At 41.7% G+C, this 26,158-nt stretch carries 24 protein-coding genes, 1 pseudogene and 1 riboswitch; of the genes and pseudogenes, 20 read left to right on the top strand and 5 right to left on the bottom strand.

From position 1 onward, the window contains the following. Nucleotides 1–532: transposase (locus tag ACED42_RS09710; protein WP_371702345.1), on the bottom strand; the 532-nt coding region annotated here is incomplete at its 3' end. Between the two features lie 490 nt (nt 533–1,022). Between ACED42_RS09710 and ACED42_RS09705 the strand changes: the two genes are divergently transcribed. From ACED42_RS09705 to ACED42_RS09650, 12 genes and pseudogenes are all read left to right on the top strand, one after another. Then, the gene (locus ACED42_RS09705; RefSeq protein ID WP_371702343.1) at nt 1,023–1,499 is read left to right on the top strand and encodes a GNAT family N-acetyltransferase; all 477 of its coding nucleotides are present in this window, start codon (nt 1,023–1,025) and stop codon (nt 1,497–1,499) included. Between the two features lie 95 nt (nt 1,500–1,594). Then, complete coding sequence (locus ACED42_RS09700; RefSeq protein ID WP_371702341.1) at nt 1,595–2,071, top strand: MazG-related protein; 477 nt, start codon at nt 1,595–1,597, stop codon at nt 2,069–2,071. A gap of 29 nt (nt 2,072–2,100) precedes the next feature. Then, a complete protein-coding gene (locus tag ACED42_RS09695) occupies nt 2,101–2,481 on the top strand; it encodes an MmcQ/YjbR family DNA-binding protein (protein WP_009846550.1) in 381 nt (126 codons plus the stop codon). A gap of 293 nt (nt 2,482–2,774) precedes the next feature. Continuing rightward, nucleotides 2,775–4,193 (top strand): DASS family sodium-coupled anion symporter, encoded by a 1,419-nt coding sequence (locus tag ACED42_RS09690; protein WP_061017792.1) that lies wholly within the window; start codon nt 2,775–2,777, stop codon nt 4,191–4,193. A 6-nt stretch (nt 4,194–4,199) separates the two neighbouring features. Next, nucleotides 4,200–5,555 (top strand): ATP-binding protein, encoded by a 1,356-nt coding sequence (locus ACED42_RS09685; RefSeq protein WP_371702338.1) that lies wholly within the window; start codon nt 4,200–4,202, stop codon nt 5,553–5,555. Further along, nucleotides 5,542–6,015 carry a response regulator gene (locus ACED42_RS09680; protein WP_371702336.1) on the top strand — a complete coding sequence of 158 codons (474 nt, stop codon included), beginning with the start codon at nt 5,542–5,544 and terminating at the stop codon, nt 6,013–6,015. Before ACED42_RS09685 ends, ACED42_RS09680 begins: the two co-directional genes overlap by 14 nt. 319 nt (nt 6,016–6,334) lie before the next feature. Further along, nucleotides 6,335–6,835, top strand: coding sequence for an opioid growth factor receptor-related protein (locus ACED42_RS09675; RefSeq protein ID WP_371702334.1), 501 nt, complete (start codon nt 6,335–6,337; stop codon nt 6,833–6,835). Between the two features lie 221 nt (nt 6,836–7,056). Beyond that, on the top strand, nt 7,057–7,269 hold the full coding sequence (locus tag ACED42_RS09670; RefSeq protein WP_017099097.1) for a hypothetical protein: 213 nt from the start codon (nt 7,057–7,059) through the stop codon (nt 7,267–7,269). Nucleotides 7,270–7,355: 86 nt separating this feature from the next. After that, a complete protein-coding gene (locus tag ACED42_RS09665) occupies nt 7,356–7,823 on the top strand; it encodes a cold shock domain-containing protein (RefSeq protein ID WP_012603768.1) in 468 nt (155 codons plus the stop codon). 46 nt (nt 7,824–7,869) lie between these two features. Continuing rightward, complete coding sequence (locus ACED42_RS09660; RefSeq protein WP_009846557.1) at nt 7,870–8,376, top strand: GNAT family N-acetyltransferase; 507 nt, start codon at nt 7,870–7,872, stop codon at nt 8,374–8,376. Between the two features lie 85 nt (nt 8,377–8,461). Next, a pseudogene (locus ACED42_RS09655) lies at nt 8,462–8,893 on the top strand (GNAT family N-acetyltransferase); the annotation flags it as partial. Next, nucleotides 8,891–9,373 carry a tetratricopeptide repeat protein gene (locus tag ACED42_RS09650; protein ID WP_371702353.1) on the top strand — a complete coding sequence of 161 codons (483 nt, stop codon included), beginning with the start codon at nt 8,891–8,893 and terminating at the stop codon, nt 9,371–9,373. The pseudogene ACED42_RS09655 and the gene ACED42_RS09650, both read left to right, overlap by 3 nt. 99 nt (nt 9,374–9,472) lie before the next feature. Here the strand turns inward: ACED42_RS09650 and ACED42_RS09645 are convergent, their stop codons facing one another. Both ACED42_RS09645 and ACED42_RS09640 read right to left on the bottom strand, forming a co-directional pair. Next, nucleotides 9,473–10,501 (bottom strand): methionine synthase, encoded by a 1,029-nt coding sequence (locus ACED42_RS09645; RefSeq protein WP_009846559.1) that lies wholly within the window; start codon nt 10,499–10,501, stop codon nt 9,473–9,475. Nucleotides 10,502–10,547: 46 nt separating this feature from the next. Beyond that, complete coding sequence (locus ACED42_RS09640; protein WP_029222927.1) at nt 10,548–11,525, bottom strand: DUF1852 domain-containing protein; 978 nt, start codon at nt 11,523–11,525, stop codon at nt 10,548–10,550. 328 nt (nt 11,526–11,853) lie between these two features. On the opposite strand from ACED42_RS09640, the gene ACED42_RS09635 reads away from it, so the two are divergent. The 6 genes from ACED42_RS09635 (at nt 11,854) to ACED42_RS09610 (ending at nt 19,900) form a co-directional block, all read left to right on the top strand. Then, complete coding sequence (locus ACED42_RS09635; protein WP_371702332.1) at nt 11,854–12,663, top strand: sulfite exporter TauE/SafE family protein; 810 nt, start codon at nt 11,854–11,856, stop codon at nt 12,661–12,663. Nucleotides 12,664–12,836: 173 nt separating this feature from the next. After that, nucleotides 12,837–13,265 (top strand): hypothetical protein, encoded by a 429-nt coding sequence (locus ACED42_RS09630; protein WP_371702330.1) that lies wholly within the window; start codon nt 12,837–12,839, stop codon nt 13,263–13,265. A 144-nt stretch (nt 13,266–13,409) separates the two neighbouring features. After that, nucleotides 13,410–14,414 carry a metal-dependent hydrolase gene (locus ACED42_RS09625; protein ID WP_371702328.1) on the top strand — a complete coding sequence of 335 codons (1,005 nt, stop codon included), beginning with the start codon at nt 13,410–13,412 and terminating at the stop codon, nt 14,412–14,414. Between the two features lie 209 nt (nt 14,415–14,623). Next, nucleotides 14,624–16,240 carry an endonuclease gene (locus ACED42_RS09620; RefSeq protein WP_371702326.1) on the top strand — a complete coding sequence of 539 codons (1,617 nt, stop codon included), beginning with the start codon at nt 14,624–14,626 and terminating at the stop codon, nt 16,238–16,240. Nucleotides 16,241–16,680: 440 nt separating this feature from the next. Next, the gene (locus tag ACED42_RS09615; protein WP_371702324.1) at nt 16,681–17,934 is read left to right on the top strand and encodes an SIR2 family protein; all 1,254 of its coding nucleotides are present in this window, start codon (nt 16,681–16,683) and stop codon (nt 17,932–17,934) included. Beyond that, entirely contained in the window at nt 17,924–19,900 is a 1,977-nt protein-coding gene (locus ACED42_RS09610; protein WP_371702322.1) for an ATP-binding protein, read from the top strand. The genes ACED42_RS09615 and ACED42_RS09610 overlap by 11 nt, the downstream gene beginning before the upstream one ends. A gap of 284 nt (nt 19,901–20,184) precedes the next feature. Here ACED42_RS09610 and ACED42_RS09605 read toward each other — a convergent pair whose 3' ends face one another. Next, nucleotides 20,185–21,657 (bottom strand): carboxypeptidase M32, encoded by a 1,473-nt coding sequence (locus ACED42_RS09605; RefSeq protein WP_371702320.1) that lies wholly within the window; start codon nt 21,655–21,657, stop codon nt 20,185–20,187. A gap of 297 nt (nt 21,658–21,954) precedes the next feature. On the opposite strand from ACED42_RS09605, the gene ACED42_RS09600 reads away from it, so the two are divergent. Next, nucleotides 21,955–22,590, top strand: coding sequence for a LysE family translocator (locus ACED42_RS09600; RefSeq protein WP_012603778.1), 636 nt, complete (start codon nt 21,955–21,957; stop codon nt 22,588–22,590). A 284-nt stretch (nt 22,591–22,874) separates the two neighbouring features. Here ACED42_RS09600 and ACED42_RS09595 read toward each other — a convergent pair whose 3' ends face one another. Further along, nucleotides 22,875–24,245: a sodium:alanine symporter family protein gene (locus ACED42_RS09595; RefSeq protein ID WP_017059726.1), complete on the bottom strand. Its 1,371-nt coding sequence runs from the start codon at nt 24,243–24,245 to the stop codon at nt 22,875–22,877. A gap of 128 nt (nt 24,246–24,373) precedes the next feature. After that, a riboswitch (glycine riboswitch) is annotated at nt 24,374–24,508 on the bottom strand. Nucleotides 24,509–25,129: 621 nt separating this feature from the next. On the opposite strand from ACED42_RS09595, the gene ACED42_RS09590 reads away from it, so the two are divergent. Further along, nucleotides 25,130–25,864, top strand: coding sequence for a chromosome segregation ATPase (locus tag ACED42_RS09590; protein WP_017103097.1), 735 nt, complete (start codon nt 25,130–25,132; stop codon nt 25,862–25,864). Nucleotides 25,865–26,158: the final 294 nt, after the last annotated feature.

Below are 26,158 nucleotides of genomic sequence, written 5' to 3'. Positions count from 1 at the left end.
TTTCTTCTAACTTGGTGATTTGATTTTTTATCGTGGTTAGCATTGGTTTGATAGTCGGATGGAGAGAGGCGGGAAGTATCTGGATTCGGTTCTTTTCCATGGTTTGCATGGATAACAACTGGTTTCGGCGAATGACTAAGTCACTCATTAGGCGTATGTTTTTTGGCTTTATGACAGTAAGATCTGGTTTGATTGCTTCTCCATAGTGAGCGATCAATTCTGCATCTAAACGATCATTTTTGGCTCTGCGGCCAATAGCACCAGCGAATCGTTTTATGTGGACAGGGTTTGCTCTGACAATAGGTAATTGAGCCTCTGCACATGCAAGAACAAAAGGCATTTCTAATCGGCCTGTAGCTTCAATAACGATTCGTTCAGGACTGTGATTCTTAATCGTTTTAAGTGCTTTTTTGATGCCTTTATCATTGTTCTCTACTGAGAAAAATAGGTCTAGTGGCCTGATGTGGATGTCTAATTGTGTTTTTCCGGTATCAACTCCAACGTTGATGCTTTGATTGATTTTGGTATTCATAATAAGCTAACTCATGCTGCGTAATGCGGGTTCGAGACCCAGTCGACTATTCGAGGTTTATGCTTGAAGTCCTATGTAGCGTTCATGTTTGTTATCGGTCTCTCGATAGAGGAGCCAGCGTTTAAACGAACTGCTACATAGAAAGCTTTAGTTGCAGCTAAAGCCTGGGTCTCACATTACCCGATTGGAGTGCTTATTATCCATACAAGCATTTAAGAGTGATTCCTAACGCTTAGCATTTTTCATTCCATTGTTGAGCTTAGTGATTTGGCCAGAAGCATTTAAGTCTAAAGCTAATGAGCTTATTGGTTCGCTAACACAAAGGCTAAAGCATGAGAGCTATGCTTGATCTTGGTAAGTTGGCGATTTTATTGGCAGTGTGAATGGTTTATATTTCCATAATATCTATGTGCTAAAGGAAAATGTTGCGCTGGTACAATGCGTTACATAAATGGGCACTTGGTCGAAAGTATATGAATTAAGGATAATTATGCCGGATATCTCCCTCCAACTTGAACTTGCCAGCACTGACGATATCCAACAGTTGCAGAGGTCGGCACTCAGCGCATTTGCAGACGATGTGGAAAAATACGGTGCGTTCCCGCCAAACATAGAATCAACAGAGTGGTTCCAAGCTGAGGTTAGTAAAGGCAACTTTTATAAAGTGCTGTACAACGGCGACTATGCTGGGGCAATTTGCGTAGAGTGTGGTGAGCAGAGCAGTATTGAGATCCGATATTTCTACATTGATGTTGAGTATCAAGATAAACATATTGGTTCTCAAGCGATGAGCCTTATTGAACACCAGTATTCGCATATCGCAAACTGGACTTTGTTCACCCCTTATCAGTCCTACAGAAACCACTATTTCTACGAAAAGTTAGGCTATATCAAAGTCGGTGAAGCTCAGCCAGACCAATCAGATGATTTTAAGTTGTTTGAATATTCAAAGAGCCATTTAAGTTGAAATAGCGGCATAACAAACGTACACGGCATCTATAACTGATGATTGCTGCTCAATTAGATGTTTTGGTATAGGGAAAATTCAGCTAAGGGAATTAGATGAGTGAAAAAGTGAAAGTAGCTCTGAAGTGGCTCAAAGAGCTCTTGGATGCAGAGGGTGTTGAGTACCAAATTGTCGGAGGGCTAGCTGCAACGATACATGGTGGTAGTCGTGAAATCGCAGACATAGACCTTTATATCCACAACTTTGACGCAAACAAGGTTTTGGCTCGCGTATCGCAATTCATATCTAAGCCGTTAATTCACTATGCAGAATACGGTTGGGATCTCGAGTATTTCCAGTTAGTTTACCAAGATCAAAAAATTGAAATTGGTTTATCTCATAATACGAAGATACAGTCGGCTCTAGATGGAGCTTGGCATCAACTCGAAATCGATTTTTCAGAGTCAGTCATTAAAAGCTATCTCGGTATCGAGTTGCCAGTTATCTCAGTTCATCATTTAATAGAGTACAAGCGAATATTAGGTAGGGAAGTCGATCTAATTGACATACAAGAACTGACGTTAGCCATTTAGTCCGAGGTTGTATGCATAAGGAAATGAGTATGAATTACGATGAGTTTAACCATTTTTGCGGGACATTTACTGGGACGAGTCATGTCGTCCAATGGGGTAATTCAGATGTCTGGAAGGTGGGTGGTAAAGTCTTTGCCATTGGTGGTTGGAGTGATGGCAAAAAAGCGGCATTCACTTTTAAGACATCCAACTTAAATTACGATTTTCTCAGTGATTGTGAGGGTTATAAACCGGCTCCGTACTTTGCTAACCGTGGGATGAAATGGATACAGCAAGTTGAAACTTCAGGTCAATTAGACGATGACCTTAAGTATTACTTGTCTGAGTCTTATCGTATTGTTGCTAGTGGTTTAAGTAAACGTAAACAACGAGAGTTGGGCATAGAACACCTATCTGAACCACGCACGTAAATGCTTCAAGGTAGATTTCGGCGTTGACGTAATACTTTTTAATCTTTATCGACAGGCCAGTAGCCCTATGGAAGATCCTGACGACGAGATTAATCAAGTTATATGCAACAGTAAATTACACACAAACGTAGAGGTAGCGCACAGAAACGAAAAAGGAGATATCGCGATTACGTAATCATTGATCTAGCCGATAGTGAGATAGTGATAAGAGGTCGATAATTCGTTGTCGGACTAAATTAGAACTTTAAATCTAATTTCTAAGTAGTTGTTATCTCAGGAAGAGTTTTTGTGCTATGCGCCCCTATATTAAATACATTATCCCTATTTTAATTCCTTTCATTATCCTCGTCATGCCGCTATCAGCGTTTCCATTTGAAGGCCTTACGATTATTCAACAACGCGTTATCGCGATCTTTTTATTAGCGGCATTGTGCTGGGTGTTCGAGCCCATCCCGATCTACGCGACGTCTGTTGTTATTATCGTTCTGCAATTGTTGATGTTGTCGGATAAAGGGCTGATCTTTTTAAGGTTTGAGCATGGGGAGGAACATTTTGGTGAGTTGTTAAAATACAGCGACATCATGGCGACATTCGCCAGCCCAATCATCATGCTGTTTTTGGGTGGTTTTTTCTTAGCGATGGCCGCCACTAAGTATCGATTAGACGTAAACTTAGCTCGCGTGTTGTTGAAGCCATTTGGACAAGATCCAAAGTTTGTGATGCTCGGCTTAATGTTGATCACCGGTATCTTTTCGATGTTTATGTCTAACACGGCAACAACGGCAATGATGCTATCTATTTTAACGCCGGTACTGGCTGTGTTTGGCCCGAAAGACCCCGGTCGTGTAGCGTTTGCGCTTTGTATCCCTGTTGCCGCTAACATCGGTGGGATTGGTACCCCGATCGGTACCCCCCCGAACGCTATCGCACTTAAATATTTAGTTGGCGATAACCTAATTACGTTTGGCGAATGGATGGCATTTGGTGTGCCGTTTGTCGTTATTATGATGGCGTTAGCGTGGTTTTTAATCGGCTTTATGTACAAAGCTGACCAAAAGAAAATCGAGCTAAGCATCAAAGGTAAATTCCTTAAAACGCCCAAAGCCATTGCGGTGTACGTCACTTTTGCGCTGACCATCATTCTTTGGTTAATGGGCTCAAGCCATGGCATGAACTCTTATACCGTCGCTCTGATTCCTGTCGCTGTGTTCTCACTCACAGGGATCATCAATAAAGAAGACCTGAAAAAGATTTCTTGGGACGTACTGTGGCTTGTATCAGGTGGTATTGCGCTTGGTTTAGCTCTCGATAAAACTGGCTTAGCAAGGCTCGTGGTACACAGCATTCCGTTTGATGCTTACTCACCATATGTGGTGTTGTTCGGAGCGGCGTTCTTGTGTTTGGTAATGGCAAACTTTATGTCTCATACCGCAACGGCTAACTTGTTAATGCCAATTATGGCTGCATTAGGTTCGTCTATGGCTTCACTTACGCCACTCGGCGGTGAGTTAACGTTAATTCTGGTTGTGACTTTTGCCGCTTCATTAGGTATGTCGCTGCCAATCAGTACGCCACCGAATGCGTTGGCTCATGCCACGGGTCATGTGCAAAGTAATCAAATGGCCAGAATCGGTATTATTTTGGGTGTGGTTGGTGTGCTACTGAGTTTTGTTATGGTGTGGGTGCTACATTCAATTGGTCACATAGGATAACGATACGTGTATCAACAAAAGCTAGAAGCACTAATCGATCGTTATTTTAATCAGACAGAACGTCGGGTGACGTGCCGTGCCGGTAACACCATTATTGAACAATCAGCGTTAAACACTCGTTTATATTATGTGTTTAGTGGAGAACTGGAAGGGTTTTATTCCGAAGCGAATACACCGCAAGTGCGAGTATTTAGCGCGGGTAGTGGGGCTTTTATAGGCGTTCATAGCTTCTTTTCAGGTAATTGGACAGCATCTTCAACGGTTGTTGCTAAAACCGATGTTGAGTTAGCGTGGATCGATAAAGACACGCCTGCAGAAGATGAACGTAACTTTGGCCCTCTTACCGCACAGTTCACACCTGTGATTGTCAATGAGTTGTCGCGTCGTCAACGTCGTGCAACACAAGAAGCGATAGCGAAACAAAAAGCGCTAGAGAAGTTACATACTGCTGAGCAAATGACGACCTTGGGTCAATTGGCTGCAGGGATTGCCCATGAGCTTAACAACGCTATTGGTGTAGTAAATAGTAAATCTGGTCGACTTGAAACGGTCATCATGGATCTGCTCGAAGAAGTGCATCCAGAAGCCAGTCAATTTTTCGATTTTGGGTTAATGCATGGTCAGAAAACGTCGTCGTCAGAAGCGCGAACACGTGGGCGACAATTTGAAAGAAAATATGGTTTAGACAAGAACATTGCTCGCTCTCTTGCAAAGGCGATTCCAATTGACGCTTCATATGCAACAGACGTTATTTCAAAACATTGGCTGAAAAACCCAGAAGAAGCGATTCGCTTTTGGCAGATGGGCTGTGACTTACATGATTTACGTTTGGCATCTAGACACACCGTTGGCATCGTAAAATCGGTTAAACAACTTGGCAGAATTGATATTGACACCGAAGAAGCGGTTGATATTAACGACTCCATTAACCATGCCTTATCGTTGTTACAAAGTGAGTTACGTAGAGTATCTGTGCGATTGAGCCCTGCAGATTTGCCGACTTTTAAAGGCTCGAAAACAGAGCTCGTTCAGATTTGGGTCAACATTGTAAAGAATGCTTGCGATGCAATGTCGAATTCAGACGATGCCGCAATAGAAATTCAAACCAGATTAAGTAAGAAAAGAATATTAGTTACGATCACGAATAACGGCCCTGAGATAGACGAGGTGACTCGTAGAAAGGTATTTCAGCCCAACTTCACCACTAAAAAAGGTGGTTTATCGTTTGGATTGGGCTTGGGTTTATCAATCGTTAAGCGGATTGTGGCGGGTTATGGCGGAAGTATCATTGTGAAAAGTGATGCTTCTAAAACTGTATTTAGAATCAAGTTACCAGTAGAGGGTGAACATGGAGAAGCTTAATTTAATCTGTGTCGATGACCAGAGAGAAGTACTGAGCGCAGTGGTACAAGATTTAGAGTCGCTGGCGAGTTGGCTGAATATTGAAGATTGTGAATCAGCACAAGAAGTGCTTGATCTCATTGATGAACTTGACGCAGAAGGCGAACACATTACCGTCATCGTGTCTGATCATGTGATGCCAGGGAAAACGGGCGTGGAGTTACTCACTGAAGTGTTCCATGACAGCCGCTTTCCGAATACAAAGAAAATTCTTCTTACGGGGCAGGCTACTCATACTGATACCATCAATGCGATTAATGCAGCAGGCATCGACCGTTACTTTGAAAAACCTTGGCAAGCAAGCACATTAGTTGAATGCATTCGCACTCTTGTCACTGAGTACATATTTGATCAAGGGCTTGATTACACGGACTATCAGAATGAGCTCGACCAGCAGGTTGTGTTGAGACGCTTGCGTTAGTCTCTTATGTTAGCGACTTACGCTAGTCACTTATGTCAGTCGCTTGAAATTGTATGCACCAGATAACCCTAGCGGATGTATTGTGTTTTCTTCAGGAACGATTCCCTGAACATATTACAGAGCTAAAATGCGTCGCAGGGTATCAGTGTCGTCTGTTAGAACAGTGAGTTGGAAGTATTAACAAGTATTCCTAACGTGCGGTATTTGGCGTTCGAAGTCAGATCGGTGCTTACAACGTAAAGGACTAGGCTTTTCACGGCTTACTGCGTAATAATGCATTCGCCCACAAGTGGGGGGTTATAGTCAGTAGGATTTGAAAATGAGTGAGATTGCTCGCTTTATATCTGGTGAAGCGCCGGATAAGTTTGGTCGAAATATAGAACAGTTGTTAGCTTACAATCATTTTTGGTTGGAGCATGACCATAAGTACATTCAAGTATTTTTCCCAATAGATGAGGGGACTAAGTTTAATCAACATGCACCGTTGGTTACTCAAGAAGATAGGGCGCTTTTTGCTAATTCAGAAGAGCTCCGCACAGCTCATCTACAAGTACTTGACCTGATGCTTGAGTTTTGGGGCATGCAGCGAGAGGGTATCGAAATATCTTCGTTGTTACCGCTTAGCCCCGCAAATCATGTATGGCTTAAAAACCATGATCATAACCAACTAAGGTTAACGCGAGCTATTCGTAGTTTATATTTGTTAGGCAATGAGGAAGTTGCAACCAACTTATGTGGCTTCTTGATCGCATCAGCGAACGAAACCGGTTCTGTCTCTGATAAAACGGTGCAATATTGGCGTAATGCGTTAAATGGTTAGAAGTCCGCAATAGCCAGTGGGATTATCGATTTTCAGCACGTGGCAGTAGCAATAGATTTGATGGTCGTTGGCATTTAACCAATGGCCCGTGTAAAGGCACTTGGTTTATAGAAAAAGCCAACGACATGTAGGGCTATAAACGCATTATATACTTGGAATAACTTAAACAATATCCACGCGCATGTGTACGATTTAGTTTAAACGTATAGATAGGGAAACCCATGAGGATTGTGATTTTTATCGCTACAGTGATTTTAGTTAAATCAATTGAAGCAAAGTTTGGACACACCTATAACATCTTTTCAGATCCACTTGATATCAAGTTAGCCGCTCTTGATTTTGTCTTGTGGGTTTCAGTCTACTTTGGTTTATCTTTTGTTTATGAGAAGGGCAAAGGCATCCTGACTAAAATGGGTAAAGTTAAGAGTCCTTAATGGGAAAACTTGAACCCTATTAAGCGTAACGGAATATTGTTAGTGATTTGAACTAAGACCAAGAGACGGTTTGGAGAGGAATAGTTATGAATGGAAAAATTGTTCGATGGGTTGATGAGAGGGGGTTTGGATTCATCAACTCAGATGAATTAAAGGGCGATATTTTTGTTCATATATCCAAATTTCGAAAGGGTTATCGTTCTCCAAAAGTGGGAGATAGCGTTGAATTTCAACTATCACATAGTTCTTCTAAACTCAGCGCTTCGAGTGCTCAGTTAGTTGGTATAGAACCACTCAAATCCAATCCTTTATCACTTATTTTGTCTGCACTTATCGTTGGTCTTATAGGGGCAGCTTTTTATCTTTTTTTGTTAGAGCCAAAGTTAAATCCGGCATATGAGAGTATGGGTTTTAGCTGCCAAGGAAAAATGTACTGCAGTGAGATGTTATCTTGTGATGAAGCAAAGTTTTATTTGGCAAACTGTCCCAATGTGAAAATAGATGGTGATCGTGATGGTATTCCTTGCGAGAGTCAGTTCTGCAGTCACTATTGATGCCTGTTTACTAGTCATTCAAAATAGACAACTAAAAGGACATTACATGGAAATCAGAGTAGGGACATTACCTGATATTGCAGGCATCACCGATATCTTCAACTTTTATATTGAACATACCAATGCGCGCTTTGAAGAAGAGAAGTTGTCGTTGGAAAATCGCCAGCAGTGGTTTTCTCAATTTTCTAGTCAAAGTAAATATCAACTTTATGTCGCGACAGAAGGTGATGCGTTATTAGGCTTCGCGTGTTCTCAGCAATACCGGGTTATGTCGGCATTTGAAGATACCGCAGAGGTCACTATTTATCTTGCGACAGAAGCTCAAGGTAAAGGCTTAGGCTCTAAGCTTTATTCTCAGCTATTTGCATCGATTAGTGATTATGGTGTTCACCGCGTACTCTCAGGTGTTGCTTTACCTAATGAGGCTTCAATAGCACTTCATAAACGTTTTGGATTTCGAGAAGTCGGAGTGTTCAATGAATATGCGAAGAAAAACGGTCAATACATCAGTTCAATGTGGTTAGAGAAGGCGTTAACCAAGGAACCAGATTGATTAGGATGGTTTAAACACGATGCAATACTCTTGGTACTTAAATTACGTATTGCTCAATGTTTGATTTAGAAACAAAGGACACAATATGGAAGTAAGGTTAGTCAAAGGTTCCGATCCTAAGTTCGCTGAATCGATCACCAAAACAAATATGGCGAGTTACTATCAGGTTCGTGGCATCGCTTGGGGTCATAGTCAGTTTTTACGTAGCTGGGATGAACTGGATAACTATGAAGTTTATTTAGGGGATAGCCGTATTGGTGTTATTCGCTTCAGTTACACTAGTGATACAACGTTTCTTAGGGACTTGCAGATATTAGCTGAATATCAAGGTAGAGGCTTTGGTTCTAAGTGTCTCGATTTAGCTATTGAACATGCGAATAATCAATCATCGGCTCAGTTAGTGTTGCGAGTGTTCAGTGAGAACCCCGCTATTAAGCTTTATCAATCAAAAGGTTTTACTCAGTTGTCTGAAGTGAAAGGACTCGTTGAAATGGAACTGATTTTAGGAAGAACTATGGACACCATTATCAAACAAGCAATCGAATTGCGAAAAGAAGAGAAGTACCAAGAGTCACGTGACTTGTTGGCAACGCTACTCACTGATGAAAATTATGCCGCGAAAGCGCACTTGCAGATCGCGTGGTCTTACGATAATCAAGGTAAAGAGCGACAGGCGATTGAGCATTATGTGCTATCTCTGTCTGGCGTGCTTTCTTCAGTAGAGCGTTTTGATGCGCTGTTCGGTTTGGCGAGTACTTATCGAAGCCTTGGTCTTTATGCAGAGGCTTTAGGCTATTTCGAACAGACTATGGCTGAGTATCCTGACTCGATAGAGGTGAAACCTTTCTACGCAATGTGTTTGTACAATTTGGGTCGCCATAAAGAGGCGACGTCGCTGTTACTTGAGCTTTTGGTATCTACGACTAATAGCGAGGCGATTAAAGAGTACCAACGCGCGATCTCTTTATATGCTCAAGACTTAGATAAAACTTGGTAATGGCTGCGTATAAAGATCATGTACTAATAAAGAAAAAAGCCTAAGTATTAATAGGATACTTAGGCTTCAAGAATTCGGTTTTAGTTTGAGTTTAAACCGTTACTCTGAAAGTTCTTTACGAACGATCTCTGCGCCAGCGCTTAGCGCATTGAGCTTAGCTGAGGCAATTTCACGAGGAAGGGGAGCCATGCCGCAGTTGGTGCACGGGTAGAGCTTATCGGCATCAACATACTTCAGTGTTTCTCGTAGAGTGTCGGCAACTTCTTCTGGTGTTTCAATTGAATTGGTTGCAACATCAATAGCACCGACCATGACTTTCTTGCCTCGAACGAGCTCAAGTAATTCAACCGGCACATGAGAGTTATGACACTCTAATGAGATGATATCGATATTCGATTGCTGAAGCTTAGGAAATACCTCTTCGTATTGGCGCCATTCGGTACCTAGTGTCTTTTTCCAATCCGTATTTGCTTTGATGCCATAGCCATAACAAATATGAACTGCAGTTTCACACTTAAGCCCTTCAATGGCTCTTTCTAAACAAGCAATACCCCAATCATTCACGTCATCAAAAAATACGTTAAACGCAGGCTCATCGAACTGAATAATATCCACACCAGCCGCTTCTAACTCTTTTGCTTCTTCGTTAAGGATTTTTGCGAACTCCCATGCTAGCTTTTCACGGCTTTGGTAATGCGCGTCGTAAAGCGTATCTATCATGGTCATTGGCCCCGGTAGAGCCCACTTAATTGGTTGATCCGTTTGCTGGCGTAAGAACTTAGCATCTTCGACAAAAACCGACTTTTGACGAGAAACAGGGCCAACGACTGTTGGTACACTCGCATCGTAACGGTCGCGAATTTTAACGGTTTCACGCTTTTCAAAATCCACGCCATTCAGGTGTTCAATGAAGGTTGTTACAAAGTGCTGACGTGTCTGTTCGCCGTCACTCACAATATCAATACCGGCTTGTTGCTGGTCTTGAAGAGAGACACGTAGCGCGTCTTGTTTGCCGTCGGTTAATTCGTCGCCTTCCAGTTTCCATGGAGACCAAAGTGTCTCTGGCTGTGCTAGCCAAGATGGCTTAGGTAAGCTGCCTGCTGTTGAAGTCGGTAATAATGTTTTCATAACGTATACTGCCTATCCTTGGTGATTTAAGAGCGCAATTGCTCGATTAAAGCGCGTAGTTGGCAGACCAGTTCTCTAGAACTGACTGGTATGGCTTAATGAAAGTCTCTTCTGCGAATTTACCTTGTTCGATAGCTAATTTGCTTCGTTCTTCTCGGTCATACACGATTTGAGTTAGCGAGTGATCCAAGTTTTTCAAGTTTGGTTGGTAGCAGTTACCTGCAACCGCATTCGCGTTGTAAATCTCAGGACGGTAGATTTTTTGGAATGTACCCATGGTGCTGATGGTGCTGATAAGCTCTAGGTTTGAGTAATCGTTCAGTAGATCACCAAAGAAATAGAAAGCTAGAGGTGCGACACTGTTTGGCGGCATGAAGTAACGAACCTGTAACCCCATCTTCTTAAAATATTGTTCAGTCAAAGAAGACTCATTCGGTTGGTATTCAAAACCTAACACAGGATGTTGGTTCTCGGTTCGGTAATAGGTTTTATTATCTGACACGCTTAAGCAAATAACAGGTGGTTTATTAAAGTTCTTTTTGTAAGCGTCAGAGTTAACGAAATATTTAAAAAGCTTGCCGTGTAAATCCCCAAAATCTTCTGGAATGCTGAATTTCTCTTGGCCTTTATTATGATCCAATAGACGTACGCTAAAGTCATAATCTCGAACATAAGAAGAGAAGTTATTTCCGATAATGCCTTCAATACGCTCGTTGGTTTTACGGTCTAGAATATTGGTTTTCAGTACTTCAATGGAAGGGAATGCTTCGCCGTTGCTTTCAATGTCCATATCAACAGAAATGATTTCAAGCTCTACAGAGTAACGGTCGCCCTTTGGGTTGTCCCAGTGTGCTAATGCGTTGAAACTGTTGTCAATCATCTGCAGTGCATTGCGCAAGTTTGCTTGGCGGCTGTCACCACGCGCCAAGTTAGCGAAGTTGGTGGTGATACGTGTGCTGTCCGCAGGTTGATAGTTCTCGTCGAGGCTAATGCTCTTAATTGTAAAATTAAATTCTGTATTCATGTTGATCTGATATCCCAATCTGTTGTCTGACTTTCGCGGTCTTTAGAATTAAAATTGCTTTTATTTTTGCTTGTGACCGGATTAATAGTTGAAGGCAATACTGTATGAAAAATTAATACGGTATTAAGTTAATCGCTTGGTATTTTTATACTTGGTTCGATAAATGATTAACAATGGTATTCCTTCACATTCAACATGAGGAATATTCATGATCTATTATGTTTGAAAATATTAGGTGGTGTCAGTTATATTAATTGGCTTGATGGAAATATAACCACATTAATAGTGCGTTATTTAAGACAATTAATTTAATTAAGAGATGGACGAAATGAGTGAGTTGCTGTTGTTGATTTTATACTGTGCATTATTAGGCAGTGGTGTTGGTTTTCTTGCCGGACTTTTGGGGATTGGCGGAGGGCTTATCATTGTACCTGTGTTAAGCAGCATTTTACTTCACTTAGAAGTTTTACCTGCTGACCAAGTGGTCGTTGCAGCGATTGCGACTTCCTTGGCATCAATTTTGTTTACCTCAACTTCCTCTGCGCTTGCTCACCACAAAAATGGAAACGTGCCTTGGGATTTGGCACCTTGGATCATGTTGGGTGTTGCTCTGGGTGCATTGATTAGTGGCTTTATGGCGGCTCTTTTACCGGAAAAAGTGGTTCGTATTGTGTTTGCCGTGAGTGTGGTTCTTATTGCGATCAAGATGTTCTTAAGCAGCAAAAATGACGCGCCTAAAGAACGAAAGCTACCGAACAAGGGCGTACTAACGGTTCTTACAACTATTACGGGCGGCTTGTCAGCCATGATAGGCATTGGTGGTGGGGCATTGCTGGTTCCGCTATTGACGTTCTTCTCTGTCGATATGAAAAAGGCGATTGGTTGTGCGTCGGCTTGTGGCATTGTTATCGCGTTGTTTGGCTCGATAGGTTACATCAGTTCAGGCAGCAGCCACTTTGCTCTAACAGACGGTTTTGCTGGCTTTGTTTATTTGCCTGCGCTGTTGGGCATCGTGTGCACATCTTGGTTTACAGCTCCGCTGGGCGCAAAAGCAACTAACCATTTACCGGTTCCAACGATTAAGAAGATCTTTTCGGTACTGTTGGTGGTTATTGCAGCAAGCATGGTTGCTCGTTAATTAAAGAATTCAGTAACCTGTAACTGATTCAGTTTCTTTATTCATTAGACATTTAGGTGCGAAAAAATGCATGTAAATGTCTAATTGCGATCTGAGCCCTCCAATAACATGAGTTACTCCTTTTGATGCATCATGATTCATAATAAGATTGTTCGCGTTTAATAAATATTCAAATGTGGTCAAATACTTATCTAAAGGAGCGAGCGATGGCACGAGAAATTTCATTTAAGGGCAACGGCCCACGTTGGAACGTGGCTCTATCAATGATAATAAGTTACGTGATCGTATCTTTAGCTATTAACTTGTTTTATCAGACTGAGCTCCAGTTTTTTCCTTTCGTTACGTCTATCTTAATCATGATCGCTGTCTATGCTTTGGTCTCTAAGTTCACCCGAAGACATTTATCTTTAGTCGGTGAAGAGATACATCTACATGACGTTAAAGCGAACTTGGTGATCAAAAACTCTGTCTTTTCTCGTCAGTATATTCAGGTTAAATCACTGACTAAAACTGGCTATTACAAAGTGAATGTTCACAAAGGACAGGTTGATAAATCTGATTGGGAAATGCTGTTAAGCAAGACCACACAGCAAAACGTTTAACGCTAACTCTTCATGGAAATTCATTAATATCAGGGTGTTTTATCAACAGTATTATCTTGATAAAACATTGTTATTTAAATCAATTCACTGCTATAGCTAAATGTATCTTGTTTGATTCAACGGAATGCTATCAATGAGTGATTTATGGATCCTTTAACGCAGGGCGTGTTAGGCGCTTCTTTGTCACAATCGGCAAGCAAAAAACAATATGTGGTTGTTGCTGGGGTATTAGGGCTGCTCTCCGGGTTGGCGCCAGATTTAGATTCACTGATTAAGTCTCAAAGTGACCCTTTGTTGGCTTTGGAGTTTCATCGACAATTTACCCATTCACTCTTTTTTATCCCCATTGGCAGTTTGATCTGTGCCTTGGTTCTACATCATCTCATTGCAAAAAGGCGCGGGCTTTCTTTCAAACAAAGTTGGCTGTTTTGCGCTCTGGGTTATGGCACTCATGCACTGTTAGACGCTTGTACCACTTATGGCACGCAGTTACTTTGGCCTTTCACCAACGCGCGTTTTGCTTGGAACACCATATCAATCATCGACCCAGTTTATACGCTTCCCATCTTAATTTTACTTGTGTTTGCAACGTTGAAACGAGCGCCTTGGCTAGCGCGTGTTGCGTTTGCTTGGGCTCTAATCTATCCAACGTTAGGGATGATTCAGCGAGACAGGGCAGAGGCGATTGGGTGGCAATTAGCGCAAGAAAGACAACATACGCCGATTCGATTAGAGGCAAAACCGAGCTTCGCTAACATCTTGGTTTGGAAAGTGGTGTACGAAACAGAGGATCATTATCATGTAGACGCAGTGCGGGTTGGTTCATCGGTAAGCACGTATCCCGGAGAGTCGATTACGAAACTGAATGTTAGCAGGGATTTACCTTGGCTTGACCTGGACTCTCAACAAGCCAAAGACATTGAACGTTTCCGCTGGTTCTCGAATGGTTATATTGCTCAGGACCCAACAGACGAGCTACGTATTATCGATGTCCGATATTCAATTGTACCGAATCAAATGAAAGCACTATGGAGCATCAAGCTATCAAAAGCAGTTGATGCAAACACGCATGTAAGATACGAAACTCATAGAGACAACACACCTGAGTCGAGACAGATCTTCTTCGATATGCTTACTGGCGATAAATGAGCTAGTTTTAAACAGTAAAAAGGCTGAGTTAGGTAATCTGCTCGGCTTTTTATTCGTTTGTTTAACAGGTCGATGTTGCATTGCTTTACATCACATATATTAATAAATCTGACAGTGCTTACATTTATAAATGTGATTTATATCTCTATCCATCTTATGAATACTTTCTAAGCTTAGTTGGTTTTTTATCTAATTAAACAGAAGGTTATATGATAAATAGAATAATAATACTAAGTGGCGTTGCATTACTTTGTTCAGTGAGTGCGCATGCGCAAATGCAAAATGGAAGTTTCGAAAACTGGGAAGAAAACGTACCATCTGGATGGAGTGTGATTGACTCCGGCATTGCAGTTTCACCCTCTAACGTACCTGTTAATAACGGCAGTTTCTCTGCGCAAGTAACAGTGAATACAGGCACTCAAAGTAATACCGATTTTCTGCAAACGATACGTGTTGAACAAGGGAAAACTTATGATTTCTCTGTCGATGTTTACCACACGGAAGGCAACGTGAAAGCTCGCCTTTTGGTTGATGGCTATTTAGGTTACTCGAATAATGGTCTAACGAATCAGTGGCAGGCATTGACTCACTCGTACAGCGCTACGAGCACTAAAGATATCGTTGTGGGCGTACGATTTTATGATGATGCAGGTTTTGATGGTTCGGAAGTGGTGTATTTAGATAACTTTCAGCCGACGGAGACTCCACCCACACAAAGCTGCAATGACACAAGTGCCGCACTCACGCTAGTGACGGATAACTATGGTTCTGAAACCAGTTGGTCTCTCAAAAACTCAGTTTCTCAAACTCTTTATTCTGGTTCAGACTATCAGAATAACACCATCAATGAAGTGGAAATGTGTTTAGCGGATGGTAGCTACATCCTAGAAGTCTTAGACTCTTATGGAGATGGAATGTGCTGCAGTGTGGGGAATGGTTCATACAGTTTATCGGTAAACGGAACCGTTGTGGCATCTGGTGGTGATTTCCAAGCAAGTCAGAGTACAGAATTTACAATTGGTGGTTCAACTACACCACCAACTGAACCACCAGTTTTAGGTGAGTATTATAAAGACGCTGAAGGCAAAGTGGGCTTTGCGTTAAAAACGGCCTTATATCAAATTATTGATAATCATAGCAGTCAGGGTTACACCGCTATTTGGACGTTGGTGTCTGAGGCTGACCTAGACGCATACTATGACACTGATGGGTCGATTCTCGATATGTATTCGGAGAAACCTTCAGGCTCTGATTCAATCCAATTTACTAAGCTGGCCGATCAATGTGGTCAATACAGCAAAGAAGGTGATTGCTACAACCGTGAGCACTCATTCCCGAAAAGCTGGTTTGGAGGGAAAGTCGAGCCAATGAACTCTGACGGTCACCATTTATTTGCCACTGACGGCTACGTTAACTCGAAACGTAGTAATTGGCCATTTGGTGAGGTGAGTAGCGCGACATACACATCAAGCAATGGTTCTAAGTTAGGCAGCGCAGCGAACTCTCTTGGTTATGTGGGTACGGTGTTTGAGCCAATTGATGAGTTTAAAGGTGATTTCGCAAGAGCATATTTCTACATGGCAACACGTTATGAAAATGAAATCGCTAATTGGGAAGGGAACTCTACAAGCTCTGATGCCGTTCTGGATGGAACCAATACAACCGTTTTTGAACCTTGGCTACTTACTATGCTAAAGCGTTGGCATTCTGAAGACCCAGTAAGCCAAAAAGAAATCGACCGAAATAAGGCAGTACATGATTTTCAAGGGAATCGTAATCCGTTTATTGATCATCCAGAGTTTGTAAGCCAAATCTGGGGAAATTAATCGGAATATAACCACCATGACAATTGCTTCATGATTATTGAATTGAGCCCAATCCTTTATTTGGGCTTTTTTATTGAGAGGCATTAGAGAGCATGATTTTTAATATTTGAAAAAAGCATATTGTCATGAAGGTACGTATACTTGTCAGTGCTCGGCACCATCAATACTGGACGCTACGTCAAGCGACTTTCCATACCTTTAGTTATCTCAGAATTGTTAATTTAGGGGAAGCTGTAGCTCATTTATGCCCCGAAATGAGTTTGAGTGAAGGATCAATTTCGAGTTATTCGTCTTGTTTTGCCATACTTCAGATAATCTACCCAAAAAACGAATTACAGTTCACATATTCAAGCTTATAACCTATTCGAATTAAGCAATCAGGTTAGTAACGTTTAATGATTAAGGTAGAATGAACAATATCTTTTGGGTAGGTTAACTAAATGAATAAAGTAAATTTTTTGTCATCATTCGTAAAAAGAACAGAGGGTGTTAAAGTTCCTGTTCAAGTTGATATTGATTCTTCAGACAAAAATGAGAATGAAGATTATCAAACGTTACTAACAAGTATCAATAACCTGTTAGATTTTGACAATTTGATTGTTCTTGCTGGTTCGGGTACATCGTTGACTTTTACAGGTATAGCCCCAAGCATGGGGCGACTGTGGGAAAAATGTAAGGAACAAGATCCTGAACAGTTCGAGGTCGTTCTTGACGCTGTTCAGTATGATAAAAATCAAACTAAAAGAGATGATGATACAAGCGAACCGTGGGATGATATTGAGCTATTGCTATCTTTATGTGATCAGTATATCGCCTTGTTTCCCGATGAAGACAAAACTATCCAGCTTGTATCTTTCTTAGAGCAATCAAAGAAAACTATTTTAGATGAAACAAACTTTACCGATGCCATTGATTCAAATGATTGGGTTTCACATGATAAATTTATCAGGACGTTAGGGCGAAGAAGTCCTAAGCAGCAACGGCTAAAGCTATTTACTACTAACTATGATTTAGCTTTTGAGCACTCTGCTGCTAATACAGGTTTTGTTGTTGTTGACGGTTTTGAGTTTTCATCTCCTAGTTTCTTCAACCCAACATGGTATCGCTATGATATTGTTGACCGAAGTGGACAATCCAAGAACGCAAGTTCTTATATTCCTAATGTGATTCATCTGTACAAGATGCATGGTTCTGTTAATTGGACTCGCGAACACGGACGAGTAAAAAAAGTCGATTATAAAGCGACTATTAATGATCCTGTATTTATTTACCCCAGCAGCTCTAAGTATCAAACTTCTTATGATTCCCCATATTTGGATATGATGTCATCGTTTCTTAATAGTCTCCAGCAACCTAAAACTGCATTAATATGTTTGGGCTTTGGGTTTAATGATAAGCACATCAACAATGCGGTTACTATGGCTCTTCGAACTAATGCTGAGTTCAGCCTTCTTGTCGCAACAAAAGATCCATTTAATGAAAAAGGATCTTTTAATAAAGATGTAAGGAATCTATTGAATTCAGCTATCCAACATGGTGATAGAAGGATTTCAATAATTGATGGAACTTTTGAGCAATTTTCTAACTTGTTGCAAGAACGCAGGAAAGAAACACCAGAAGAGACGTTATTCAAAACCTTTGAGTCATTAGCTGAAAATATGACTATGAAGAAGGTTGATAATAATGAGTTCTAATGATTGGTTTACACCTTATGATCCCAATCGAAGAATTGGTAGTGCTATTAATATTTCTCCAGCAGAGATTACTGCAAATTTATCTGACGCAGGGTCTGGTGAAGCAAAGTGGTACTTGGGAGACCGTGTTGCATCAGGAGAAGTCAACGAATTTGTTTTCCTTGATTGTGGTCAAACGGCTGTACTAGGGCGCTTAGTACAAGTTTGGCTAGATGGTGCAGAAAGACTATCTGTAGATGCTATATCTATTGATAATGGGTTTAATAATCCTATTGGTGTTATTCAGTTATTGACAAGTGTTAACACCGCGACAGGGGAAATATACCGTGGTATCAAAAATCATCCGAGGTTAGGTAGCCAAATTTATTCTGCTCATCCAAAGTTAATATCTATTTTGGCAGAAGGCGATTCTAGTGAAGATGAATTAAAGTTGGAGATAGCAGAACTACCGTATGATTCAGCGGTGAACATTACAGTAACGCCAGACAAATTATTCGCAAGGCATTGTGCTGTTTTAGGTGCTACTGGTGGTGGTAAAAGTTATTCAATGTCCCGATTGATACAAGAAGTTCAGCGGCATGGAGGAAAAGCTTTAATATTAGATCCAACTGGTGAGTATTCTGACTTAGAGTGTGAGACCTATTATGTAGGTAATCATGAAAATGCCAATTCAGATAACATCGTTACATTTCCGCACTGGAGGCTGCCTGAGTCGGATATATTTGCTTTTTTGCGTCCGTCAGCGCAAACACAAATGCCTAAGTTAAGTTCTGCTATCTTGAGTCAAAAAATCGTTGCCAAGTATCATAACAATCCCCAAGGACTTTTTATTAATGAGCAAAAATCATTAGTTAAAACAGGGCAATTGAAAGCACCTTTCAATCAAGCACACGAGATGATTGAAAAAAATGACTGTCAGTATTGGTGCTTTAAACATATTGCAGATCAAATTATTCATGAATGTGTATGGCCTTCTATTAAAGAAGGTTACGGTAAAGAACAAGTCATAAATGAATCAGTTTGGGGGGCAGCTTCTGATGGTGACCTTGGTTACTGTATGAGCCTTATATCGAGAATAAAGTCTTATTCTGAAAACAAGCATTTGAATTGGATGATAGATGCGAAAGGATATAAGGAAATCCCGACTCTACTTAGTGATTTTTCTTCAAACAAAACAAGTAGCCGCCTTCTTAGGATAGATTTATCAGCAGTATCATATGAAGCAAATAGTCGTGAGATTTTAGTTAATGCTATCGGTAGAAAGCTAATGGATTTGGCGAGAAACGGAAGCATTAATCATAGTGAACCTGTGTTAGTTTTTATAGATGAGGCTCACCAGTTTCTGAATAAAACTGTTGGAGATGAAGCAAATTCGATCAAGTTAGATTCATTTGGAAATATTGCAAAAGAAGGTCGTAAGTATGGCCTGAATGTGGTTATTGCAACTCAACGTCCTAGAGATATACCTGAAGATGTGTTGAGTCAGGTTGGATCTTTGATTGTTCACAGGTTAACTAACTACCATGATCAAGAAATTGTTAAAAGAGCTGTAGGCACAATGGATCAACGTTCTGCTTCGTTTTTGCCAACACTAAGTCAAGGTGAAGCATTGTTACTAGGGATTGACTTCCCATTTCCAATGACCGTCAAAATGAAAAAGCCAAAAATCACACCTACATCGAAAAGTGCAGAATACTCAGCCGCTTGGAAGCGTAAGAGTAAGCCTATACTCAAGAGTGAGGTTGCTGAATATCTAAGGGTTCCAGACGAGTACATAAATGAGTTTGAAAGTTTAGATATCAAATATATGCCTGATGAAGGTTCTAACGGCGATATGGTTTATAGCTATTATTTTGAAGTTCCGCAGGATGCAACTGACGAGTTACTTGATTCAATGAGTTGGTTTAAAGGACAATTAATTAACGATATACCAGTTCATGTTTTGGAAAATGAATGCCACGAATAGACGGTTTTTTATCAGCCGAGTAAAAGGGGGAGCAAATCTTACGTTTTTCTTTTGGTGTTTTGACTTGTTTTTTAATCGTAGCTTGACGAGCTAGAGTATCAACCCTATCTCATTTATGTCCAATTCCGTGCTAGCAGGTACCAGGATATTCCGTGATTGTTAGGTTCGATGAAGGGATAAAGCCTTCATCGAACTTAAGTATGTTTTGAAAATGTGATTAAAAAGGCTGAGTCAGTAATCTGCTCAGCCTTTAATTCATTCGTTGTTCTATACAGCCTATTCCATTAAAGGTAACGGCTTCTTAAATGATCTTTGAAGTATTGCGCATTCAAGGTTTCACCCGTTGCGCCTTTCACCAAATCATCGGTGCTCAGCAGGCTGCCCTTGCTCCAAATATTCGATTCTAACCAAGTGAAGATAGGGGATAGGTCACCACTTTCAATCACAGAGTTCACATCCACCGTTTTCTTCATTGAAGCCATGAATTGAGCCGCGTACATCGCACCTAGTGTGTAAGATGGGAAGTAACCAAATGCGCCGTCTGTCCAGTGAATATCCTGCATACAACCGTTAGTGAAATTACCTAGAGTGCTTAAGCCAAGGTATGACTGCATCTTGGTATTCCATAACTCTGGAACGTCGGTGTGTTTGATCTTGCCGTTGATCAAGTCACGCTCAATCTCGTAACGTAAAATCACGTGCGCTGGGTAGGTCAGCTCATCGGCATCAACACGGATGAAGTCTTTCTTCACGCGAGTGTAGATCTTCTGGAAGTTCTCTTTCTCAAATTCTGAGCCTGAGAATTGCTGCCCCGCCAAGTTTGCTAAGTGTCCGATGAATGGGTCGCTGCGGCCAACTTGCATCTCGAAGAACAAAGATTGAGATTCGTGGATGCCCATAGAGCGAGCTTCGCCCGCCGGTTGCCCTGCTAGGTGTTTTGGTAAGCCCTGTTCGTAACGCGCATGCCCGGTTTCATGCACTATACCCATTAAGCTTTGAACGAATTCCGCTTCGTCGTAGCGTGTTGTGATACGCACGTCTGAAGGTACGCCGCCACAGAATGGGTGGACACTTTCATCCAATCGGCCATGTTCAAAATCGAACTGAAGCAGCTTCATGACTTCTAAACCAAGTGCTTTCTGTTTCTCGGTCGAATAGATGCCAGATGGCGCATTAAATTGCTCGCTCGATTGTTTTTCGATCACTTCATCAATCAGGTTTGGCAGCCATGTTTTAACGTCTGCAAACAAGATATCAAGTGAAGCAGAGCTGGTGCCTGGTTCATAGATATCAAGCATGGCATCATAAGGTGTTAGGTTCGCCGCATCGGCGCGGATCTGCGCTTCTTCACGAGACAGTTCAACCACTTCACGCCAGTTCTTTTCGAATCCAACCCAGTCGTTGTTACCACGTTGGCTACGCCATGCATGTTCACACTTTGAACCTGCTAGAGATTTCGCTTCAACCAGTTTTTCTGGAAGTAGGTTAGCTTGTTGCCATTGGCGTTTAATTTCACGCAGAGACGATTGTTGTTCGTTGTTCAGCGCTTCGTTTTCAGCGTCTGCAATCCAATCTCCAAGTTGTGGTTGCGTCATCAACCCGTGAATATGAACCGAAAGCTCGGCCATCGCTTCACTGCGAGCTTGGTTACCACCGGCAGGCATCATTGAAGCTTGGTCCCAACCACAAATAGAGGCTAGGTGTTGAAAGCGTGAACATTTTTGAGAGTGCTCGACTAGTTTCTTGAATGCGCTCATTTGACTACTCTTAATTTGGTTTCTGTAAATGATCCTTAGGACAGCGTCAGCGTTAAGGTTCATCTCTCATGTACTTTGATTATGGCTCTACTTTAAAAGACGCTGACCTTCGGAGTCGAAGATATAGCGAGAAAAGCATGAGGCGGTACGATGCCTTGAATTTACTATTTCTTAACAAATTAAACTGTTCTATTGTGCACAAAATCAGTGAGTTGTATAGCTGGTGGCAATTGTTGCTTGCGAATTGTTCAGATACACGGTATTGATGATAGATCGCTGAACAAGAATGACAATGATATGGATATTTTGAACTTTGAGGCATTTTTAATTGCCATTACTATTTTAACGCTAACGCCGGGTTTAGATACGGCTTTGGTGATTCGCAATACGAGCCGTTCTGGCTTATCTGACGGCGTGATGACCAGCTTTGGTATTTGTAGCGGCTTGTATGTACACGCGTTTTTCTCTGCTGTGGGTATTTCTGCAATCCTCGCCCAGTCAGCTGAACTCTTTCAAGCCGTTAAGATGGTGGGTGCGGTTTACCTGATCTGGCTTGGCTTAAGCAGTTTACGAGCTTTGATGAAAAACGGTGGCGGTTTGAAGGTGGGTGAACAAGCTCAGCAAGCATACAGTGCTAAGCGTTCTTTGCGTGAAGGCTTTTTATCTAATGTGCTGAACCCAAAAACGGCAGTTTTCTATTTGGCCTTTTTACCTCAGTTCGTGAACCCTGAAGGTTCGCCTTTATTGCAATCTATGTTGATGGCTTCGGTACACTTTATGATTGCGATGGTGTGGCAATGCGGTTTGGCAGGGGCACTTAACTCGGCTAAAAACTTGCTTAAGAATGCGAGCTTTATGAAGTGGATGGAAGGCGTGACGGGCATGGTGCTGGTGGGGCTGGGTGTGAAGCTTTTAATGGAAGAACCTAGCTAAGTCATAGTGACTTAGTTTATTGGAATCTAAATCACTGGCACATAGCCATTGGTTTTACAATAAAACGCCCGCACATCATTGCGGGCGTTTTTGATCGCTCAATTCTAATACCAATCACAGTAAGTAAGTGATCAAAAATAGCGTAGAAAAAAAGCTTGAGAACGAGGCAGCTCTTTTTGACAAGTAGCTTCGATAAGTAGTTATTCTACAATCAAAAATTCTAACGAAGTTATCGAGATTTTTAACAAGCTAGGGTGACCAGTTATTTACTACGATTGGTATAATTATGCTTTAACTGCTTCACAATCATTTGAAGAAGTTAACGGTTTGAAGAATAGCTTGGTTTCTTCGATAACAACATGGCGTAGTAAGATAAGCCCAATTAGGTTCGGAATTGCCATTAGGCCGTTCACGATATCCGCCATTATCCAGATCATGTCGAGCTTTAAGAATGCACCAGAAGCAACCAAGGCGATGAAGATAATCTTGTAAGGCAATACTGCTTTGGTACCCAGCAAGAAAACAACACAGCGCTCACCGTAGTAGTTCCAACCTAAAATTGTTGTAAACGCAAAGAAGATTAAGCCAACAGAAACCAACATAGGGCCAAGGGTGTCTGCATTCAAACCAACAGCGAACGCGTGAGTGGTCATCGCAGCGCCAGAAAGGTCCGTCTGCCAAGCGCCTGTTAAGATAAGTGCCAGACCTGTCATCGTACAGATGATGATGGTATCGAAGAAGGTGCCTGTCATAGAGACAAGCCCTTGTTTCACACATGAGTCTGTTTTAGCCGCGGCTGCTGCCATTGGTGCGCTACCTAGGCCAGATTCGTTCGAGAACACGCCACGAGCGATACCTGATTGGATAGCAAGCATGATGCTCGCACCAAAGAAACCACCGGTTGCTGCCGTGTTGGTAAACGCAGAGGTCACAACAAGGGTAATGGCATTCAGTAGTTGGTCTGCATTGGAAATAAGAACGCTTAAACACGCGACGACGTACATCACCGCCATCGTAGGAACGACTTTCCCTGCTACTTTAGCGATAGATTGAATACCACCAAGGGTTACAACCGCCACTAGTATCGTGAGGACAACCGCTGACATTTCACGTGAAGCGCCAAATGAGATTTGAGTTGCGTCTAAGATAGCGTTTACTTGTGGGAAGGTACCGATACCGAAGCAAGCAACACCGAGCGCGAAGACAGCGAACATTACCGCTAAGATTCGAGAGCCGACACCGTATTGCAGGTAGTACATTGGGCCGCCAACCATTTCGCCATTGCTATCGGTTCTACGGTATTTAACAGCAAGTAGACATTCTGCGTATTTGGTCGCCATACCAAATACAGCGGCAAGCCACATCCAGAATAGGGCGCCAGGGCCACCAATCTTGATTGCGGTCGCTACGCCTACAATATTGCCTGTACCAATCGTTGCGGAAAGCGCTGTACACAAAGCGGCGAAGCTTGATACGTCACCCGTACCGGATTTGTCTTTGCTGAACACCATTTTTAGCGCGGTTGGGAGGTGTCTAAACTGGAGTAAGCCTAAGCGAAAAGTAAAATAGATACCTGTACCCACTAGCAGAATAAGTAGTGGTGGTCCCCAAACGAATTGGTTGATGGTTTGTAGTGTAGCTTGTAGGTGGTTCATAGATTCCCCTTAATAAATATAAAATTTAAGGAGAAGAGGGAAGGCAGTGCAGATCACAGGGATCGATAGCACTACTTAATACAGACGGATTTCTAGATAGAATTCTTTTGTTAATTAAGGCTGTTGCTTTCCACTCCTCTGTCCTTTTGCCTGAGAGTTTCACTTAGCGAATCACTTATAGATAAGTAACGGGCACTAAGCTTGCTCCTTCGGCGACCGCTTGCTACAAAAAAAGTAGTACGGTTCTCTCCAGAGGTTCCTCCAACGACAGTCCTCACTTTTCTGGATTTCTCCAGCACAAAGCGCCTGAAAGATTTACTTCTTCGGCGGGTTTATCTAACTAAATGTTAATATTTAGTTAAAAACCACTCTCCTGCAGTCTTCATCGGAACAATTACCTAAATAATTAGGTAATCTGTAGGCGTATCCTAGATCATATAAAATGTGATGTCAGCTACAAAATATCTGTTTGCTCAAATGTTGTTCAACTAAATGATCAAACAACGAATCTCTGACGTAACTTGCTTATTTAAATGGTATAAAATAGAGAAACAAGGAGGAGTTATGACTCGATTAATAGCGATTGTTTTTTTATTGGCTTTGGCATTTGTGCTGTTTCGTTACCGGACAAACGAAAAACTGCAAAAATGGGTAGTGATAGTTATCGTTAGCAGCTTCCTTTTGTATACTGCCAGCCTGATGATTTCGGAGTTAACTCGTTAAGTCTGTCTGTGAGCAGATAGGATAAACGTGTTAGCAAAGCTCAAGTGCTTCTGGCTTGGGCAATAGGTTTAACTGAGCTTAAAGTATCAGTATCAGTATCAGTATCAGTATCAGTATCAGTGACCGTGTAACGTTAAACAAATTTTTGGGAGTACCCGCTAGTGAACCAGCAATCTGGACAAGGCGAACAAGATGAAGTGGTTGTTATTGAGGAACGCGACAAACGTAGTCAGCTCTATATCGGCATTGCTGCGGTTATCGGTTTGGCGTTAGGCGGCTTAATCGGATCTACAGTCACGGCTTCGAAGTGGGAATCCACTTATCAGGTACTAGAAACTCGTTATCAAGAACTGCGTGATAGTAAAACTCAGTTGGTGACATCAGTTGAAGAGAAAGTGGCAAAAGTTGATACCGAAATTGATGCGAAAGTAGAAGCTGCTCTAGTGAAACAGGCAGAAGAGCATCAAAAAGAACTCCAAGATTTAGCGAAACAATCTGCAGTTTTAGAGAAAGCAAACTACTCGTTAGAGCAGCAGTTAAACGAACAGAAGCAAACGTTAGAACAAACTCAACAAAATAATCAAAAGTTGAGCCGTCAAGCTGATATGCAGTCGACCCTTTTTGAACGTTCGCGTGAGCTTTTCCGCAAAGAATTACAGATATCTCAAGAGCTTGAAAAACTCGAGAAAGAAAGAGATGACATCGAACAGAATCTTGGTTCTTTGAAGAAAGCGTGTGATGTTTTCTTAGATGGTACGTCATGGGATACAAAATCTGACGCCTGTGAGAAACAGGATAATGCCAATTCCCGCTTAAGTGACATCAGACAAATGATTGAAGTTCACACCATGGATATCAAGCAGATCAAGACTCTCACTGAAGAGATGGGTCTATAAGCTGAGCGCTTAATATAGCCATATCACGACTACTTGCAGTAAGAATTTGAACGCCCACATCGCACACGTGATGTGGGCGTTTTGCGTTCTCACCCCCTAAATGGCTAAGATGCGCTTTACATTGTTATTTCTGAAATTAGTGATTAGATACGTAAAATTGATCTTGATATGTGCTTTGTTGGGTAGTTGGTGACTTTGCACGCATATTTACACGCCAGAAAATTAGCATAATTGTTATGTTCTAGGATGAATATGTGGTTTGTTGCCACTCGGTGATTAGACTATCTCAAAGGA

It is taken from the genome of Vibrio sp. FF145 (genome assembly GCF_041439075.1).
GTDB classification, from domain to species: domain Bacteria; phylum Pseudomonadota; class Gammaproteobacteria; order Enterobacterales; family Vibrionaceae; genus Vibrio; species Vibrio tasmaniensis_A.
Note: the sequence above shows the minus strand (reverse complement) of the source record. Positions and strands in the feature narration are given on the sequence as shown.

Excerpts from the sequence above, each read along its gene's own strand:
- ACED42_RS09705 (WP_371702343.1), top strand. The coding sequence starts at position 1,023 with ATGCCGGATATCTCCCTCCAACTTGAACTTGCCAGCACTGACGATATC.
- ACED42_RS09700 (WP_371702341.1), top strand. The coding sequence starts at position 1,595 with ATGAGTGAAAAAGTGAAAGTAGCTCTGAAGTGGCTCAAAGAGCTCTTG.
- ACED42_RS09695 (WP_009846550.1), top strand. The coding sequence starts at position 2,101 with ATGAATTACGATGAGTTTAACCATTTTTGCGGGACATTTACTGGGACG.
- ACED42_RS09690 (WP_061017792.1), top strand. The coding sequence starts at position 2,775 with ATGCGCCCCTATATTAAATACATTATCCCTATTTTAATTCCTTTCATT.
- ACED42_RS09680 (WP_371702336.1), top strand. The coding sequence starts at position 5,542 with ATGGAGAAGCTTAATTTAATCTGTGTCGATGACCAGAGAGAAGTACTG.
- ACED42_RS09675 (WP_371702334.1), top strand. The coding sequence starts at position 6,335 with ATGAGTGAGATTGCTCGCTTTATATCTGGTGAAGCGCCGGATAAGTTT.
- ACED42_RS09670 (WP_017099097.1), top strand. The coding sequence starts at position 7,057 with ATGAGGATTGTGATTTTTATCGCTACAGTGATTTTAGTTAAATCAATT.
- ACED42_RS09665 (WP_012603768.1), top strand. The coding sequence starts at position 7,356 with ATGAATGGAAAAATTGTTCGATGGGTTGATGAGAGGGGGTTTGGATTC.
- ACED42_RS09660 (WP_009846557.1), top strand. The coding sequence starts at position 7,870 with ATGGAAATCAGAGTAGGGACATTACCTGATATTGCAGGCATCACCGAT.
- ACED42_RS09650 (WP_371702353.1), top strand. The coding sequence starts at position 8,891 with ATGGACACCATTATCAAACAAGCAATCGAATTGCGAAAAGAAGAGAAG.
- ACED42_RS09645 (WP_009846559.1), bottom strand. The coding sequence starts at position 10,501 with ATGAAAACATTATTACCGACTTCAACAGCAGGCAGCTTACCTAAGCCA.
- ACED42_RS09640 (WP_029222927.1), bottom strand. The coding sequence starts at position 11,525 with ATGAATACAGAATTTAATTTTACAATTAAGAGCATTAGCCTCGACGAG.
- ACED42_RS09635 (WP_371702332.1), top strand. The coding sequence starts at position 11,854 with ATGAGTGAGTTGCTGTTGTTGATTTTATACTGTGCATTATTAGGCAGT.
- ACED42_RS09630 (WP_371702330.1), top strand. The coding sequence starts at position 12,837 with ATGTGGTCAAATACTTATCTAAAGGAGCGAGCGATGGCACGAGAAATT.
- ACED42_RS09625 (WP_371702328.1), top strand. The coding sequence starts at position 13,410 with ATGGATCCTTTAACGCAGGGCGTGTTAGGCGCTTCTTTGTCACAATCG.
- ACED42_RS09620 (WP_371702326.1), top strand. The coding sequence starts at position 14,624 with ATGATAAATAGAATAATAATACTAAGTGGCGTTGCATTACTTTGTTCA.
- ACED42_RS09615 (WP_371702324.1), top strand. The coding sequence starts at position 16,681 with ATGAATAAAGTAAATTTTTTGTCATCATTCGTAAAAAGAACAGAGGGT.
- ACED42_RS09610 (WP_371702322.1), top strand. The coding sequence starts at position 17,924 with ATGAGTTCTAATGATTGGTTTACACCTTATGATCCCAATCGAAGAATT.
- ACED42_RS09605 (WP_371702320.1), bottom strand. The coding sequence starts at position 21,657 with ATGAGCGCATTCAAGAAACTAGTCGAGCACTCTCAAAAATGTTCACGC.
- ACED42_RS09600 (WP_012603778.1), top strand. The coding sequence starts at position 21,955 with ATGGATATTTTGAACTTTGAGGCATTTTTAATTGCCATTACTATTTTA.
- ACED42_RS09595 (WP_017059726.1), bottom strand. The coding sequence starts at position 24,245 with ATGAACCACCTACAAGCTACACTACAAACCATCAACCAATTCGTTTGG.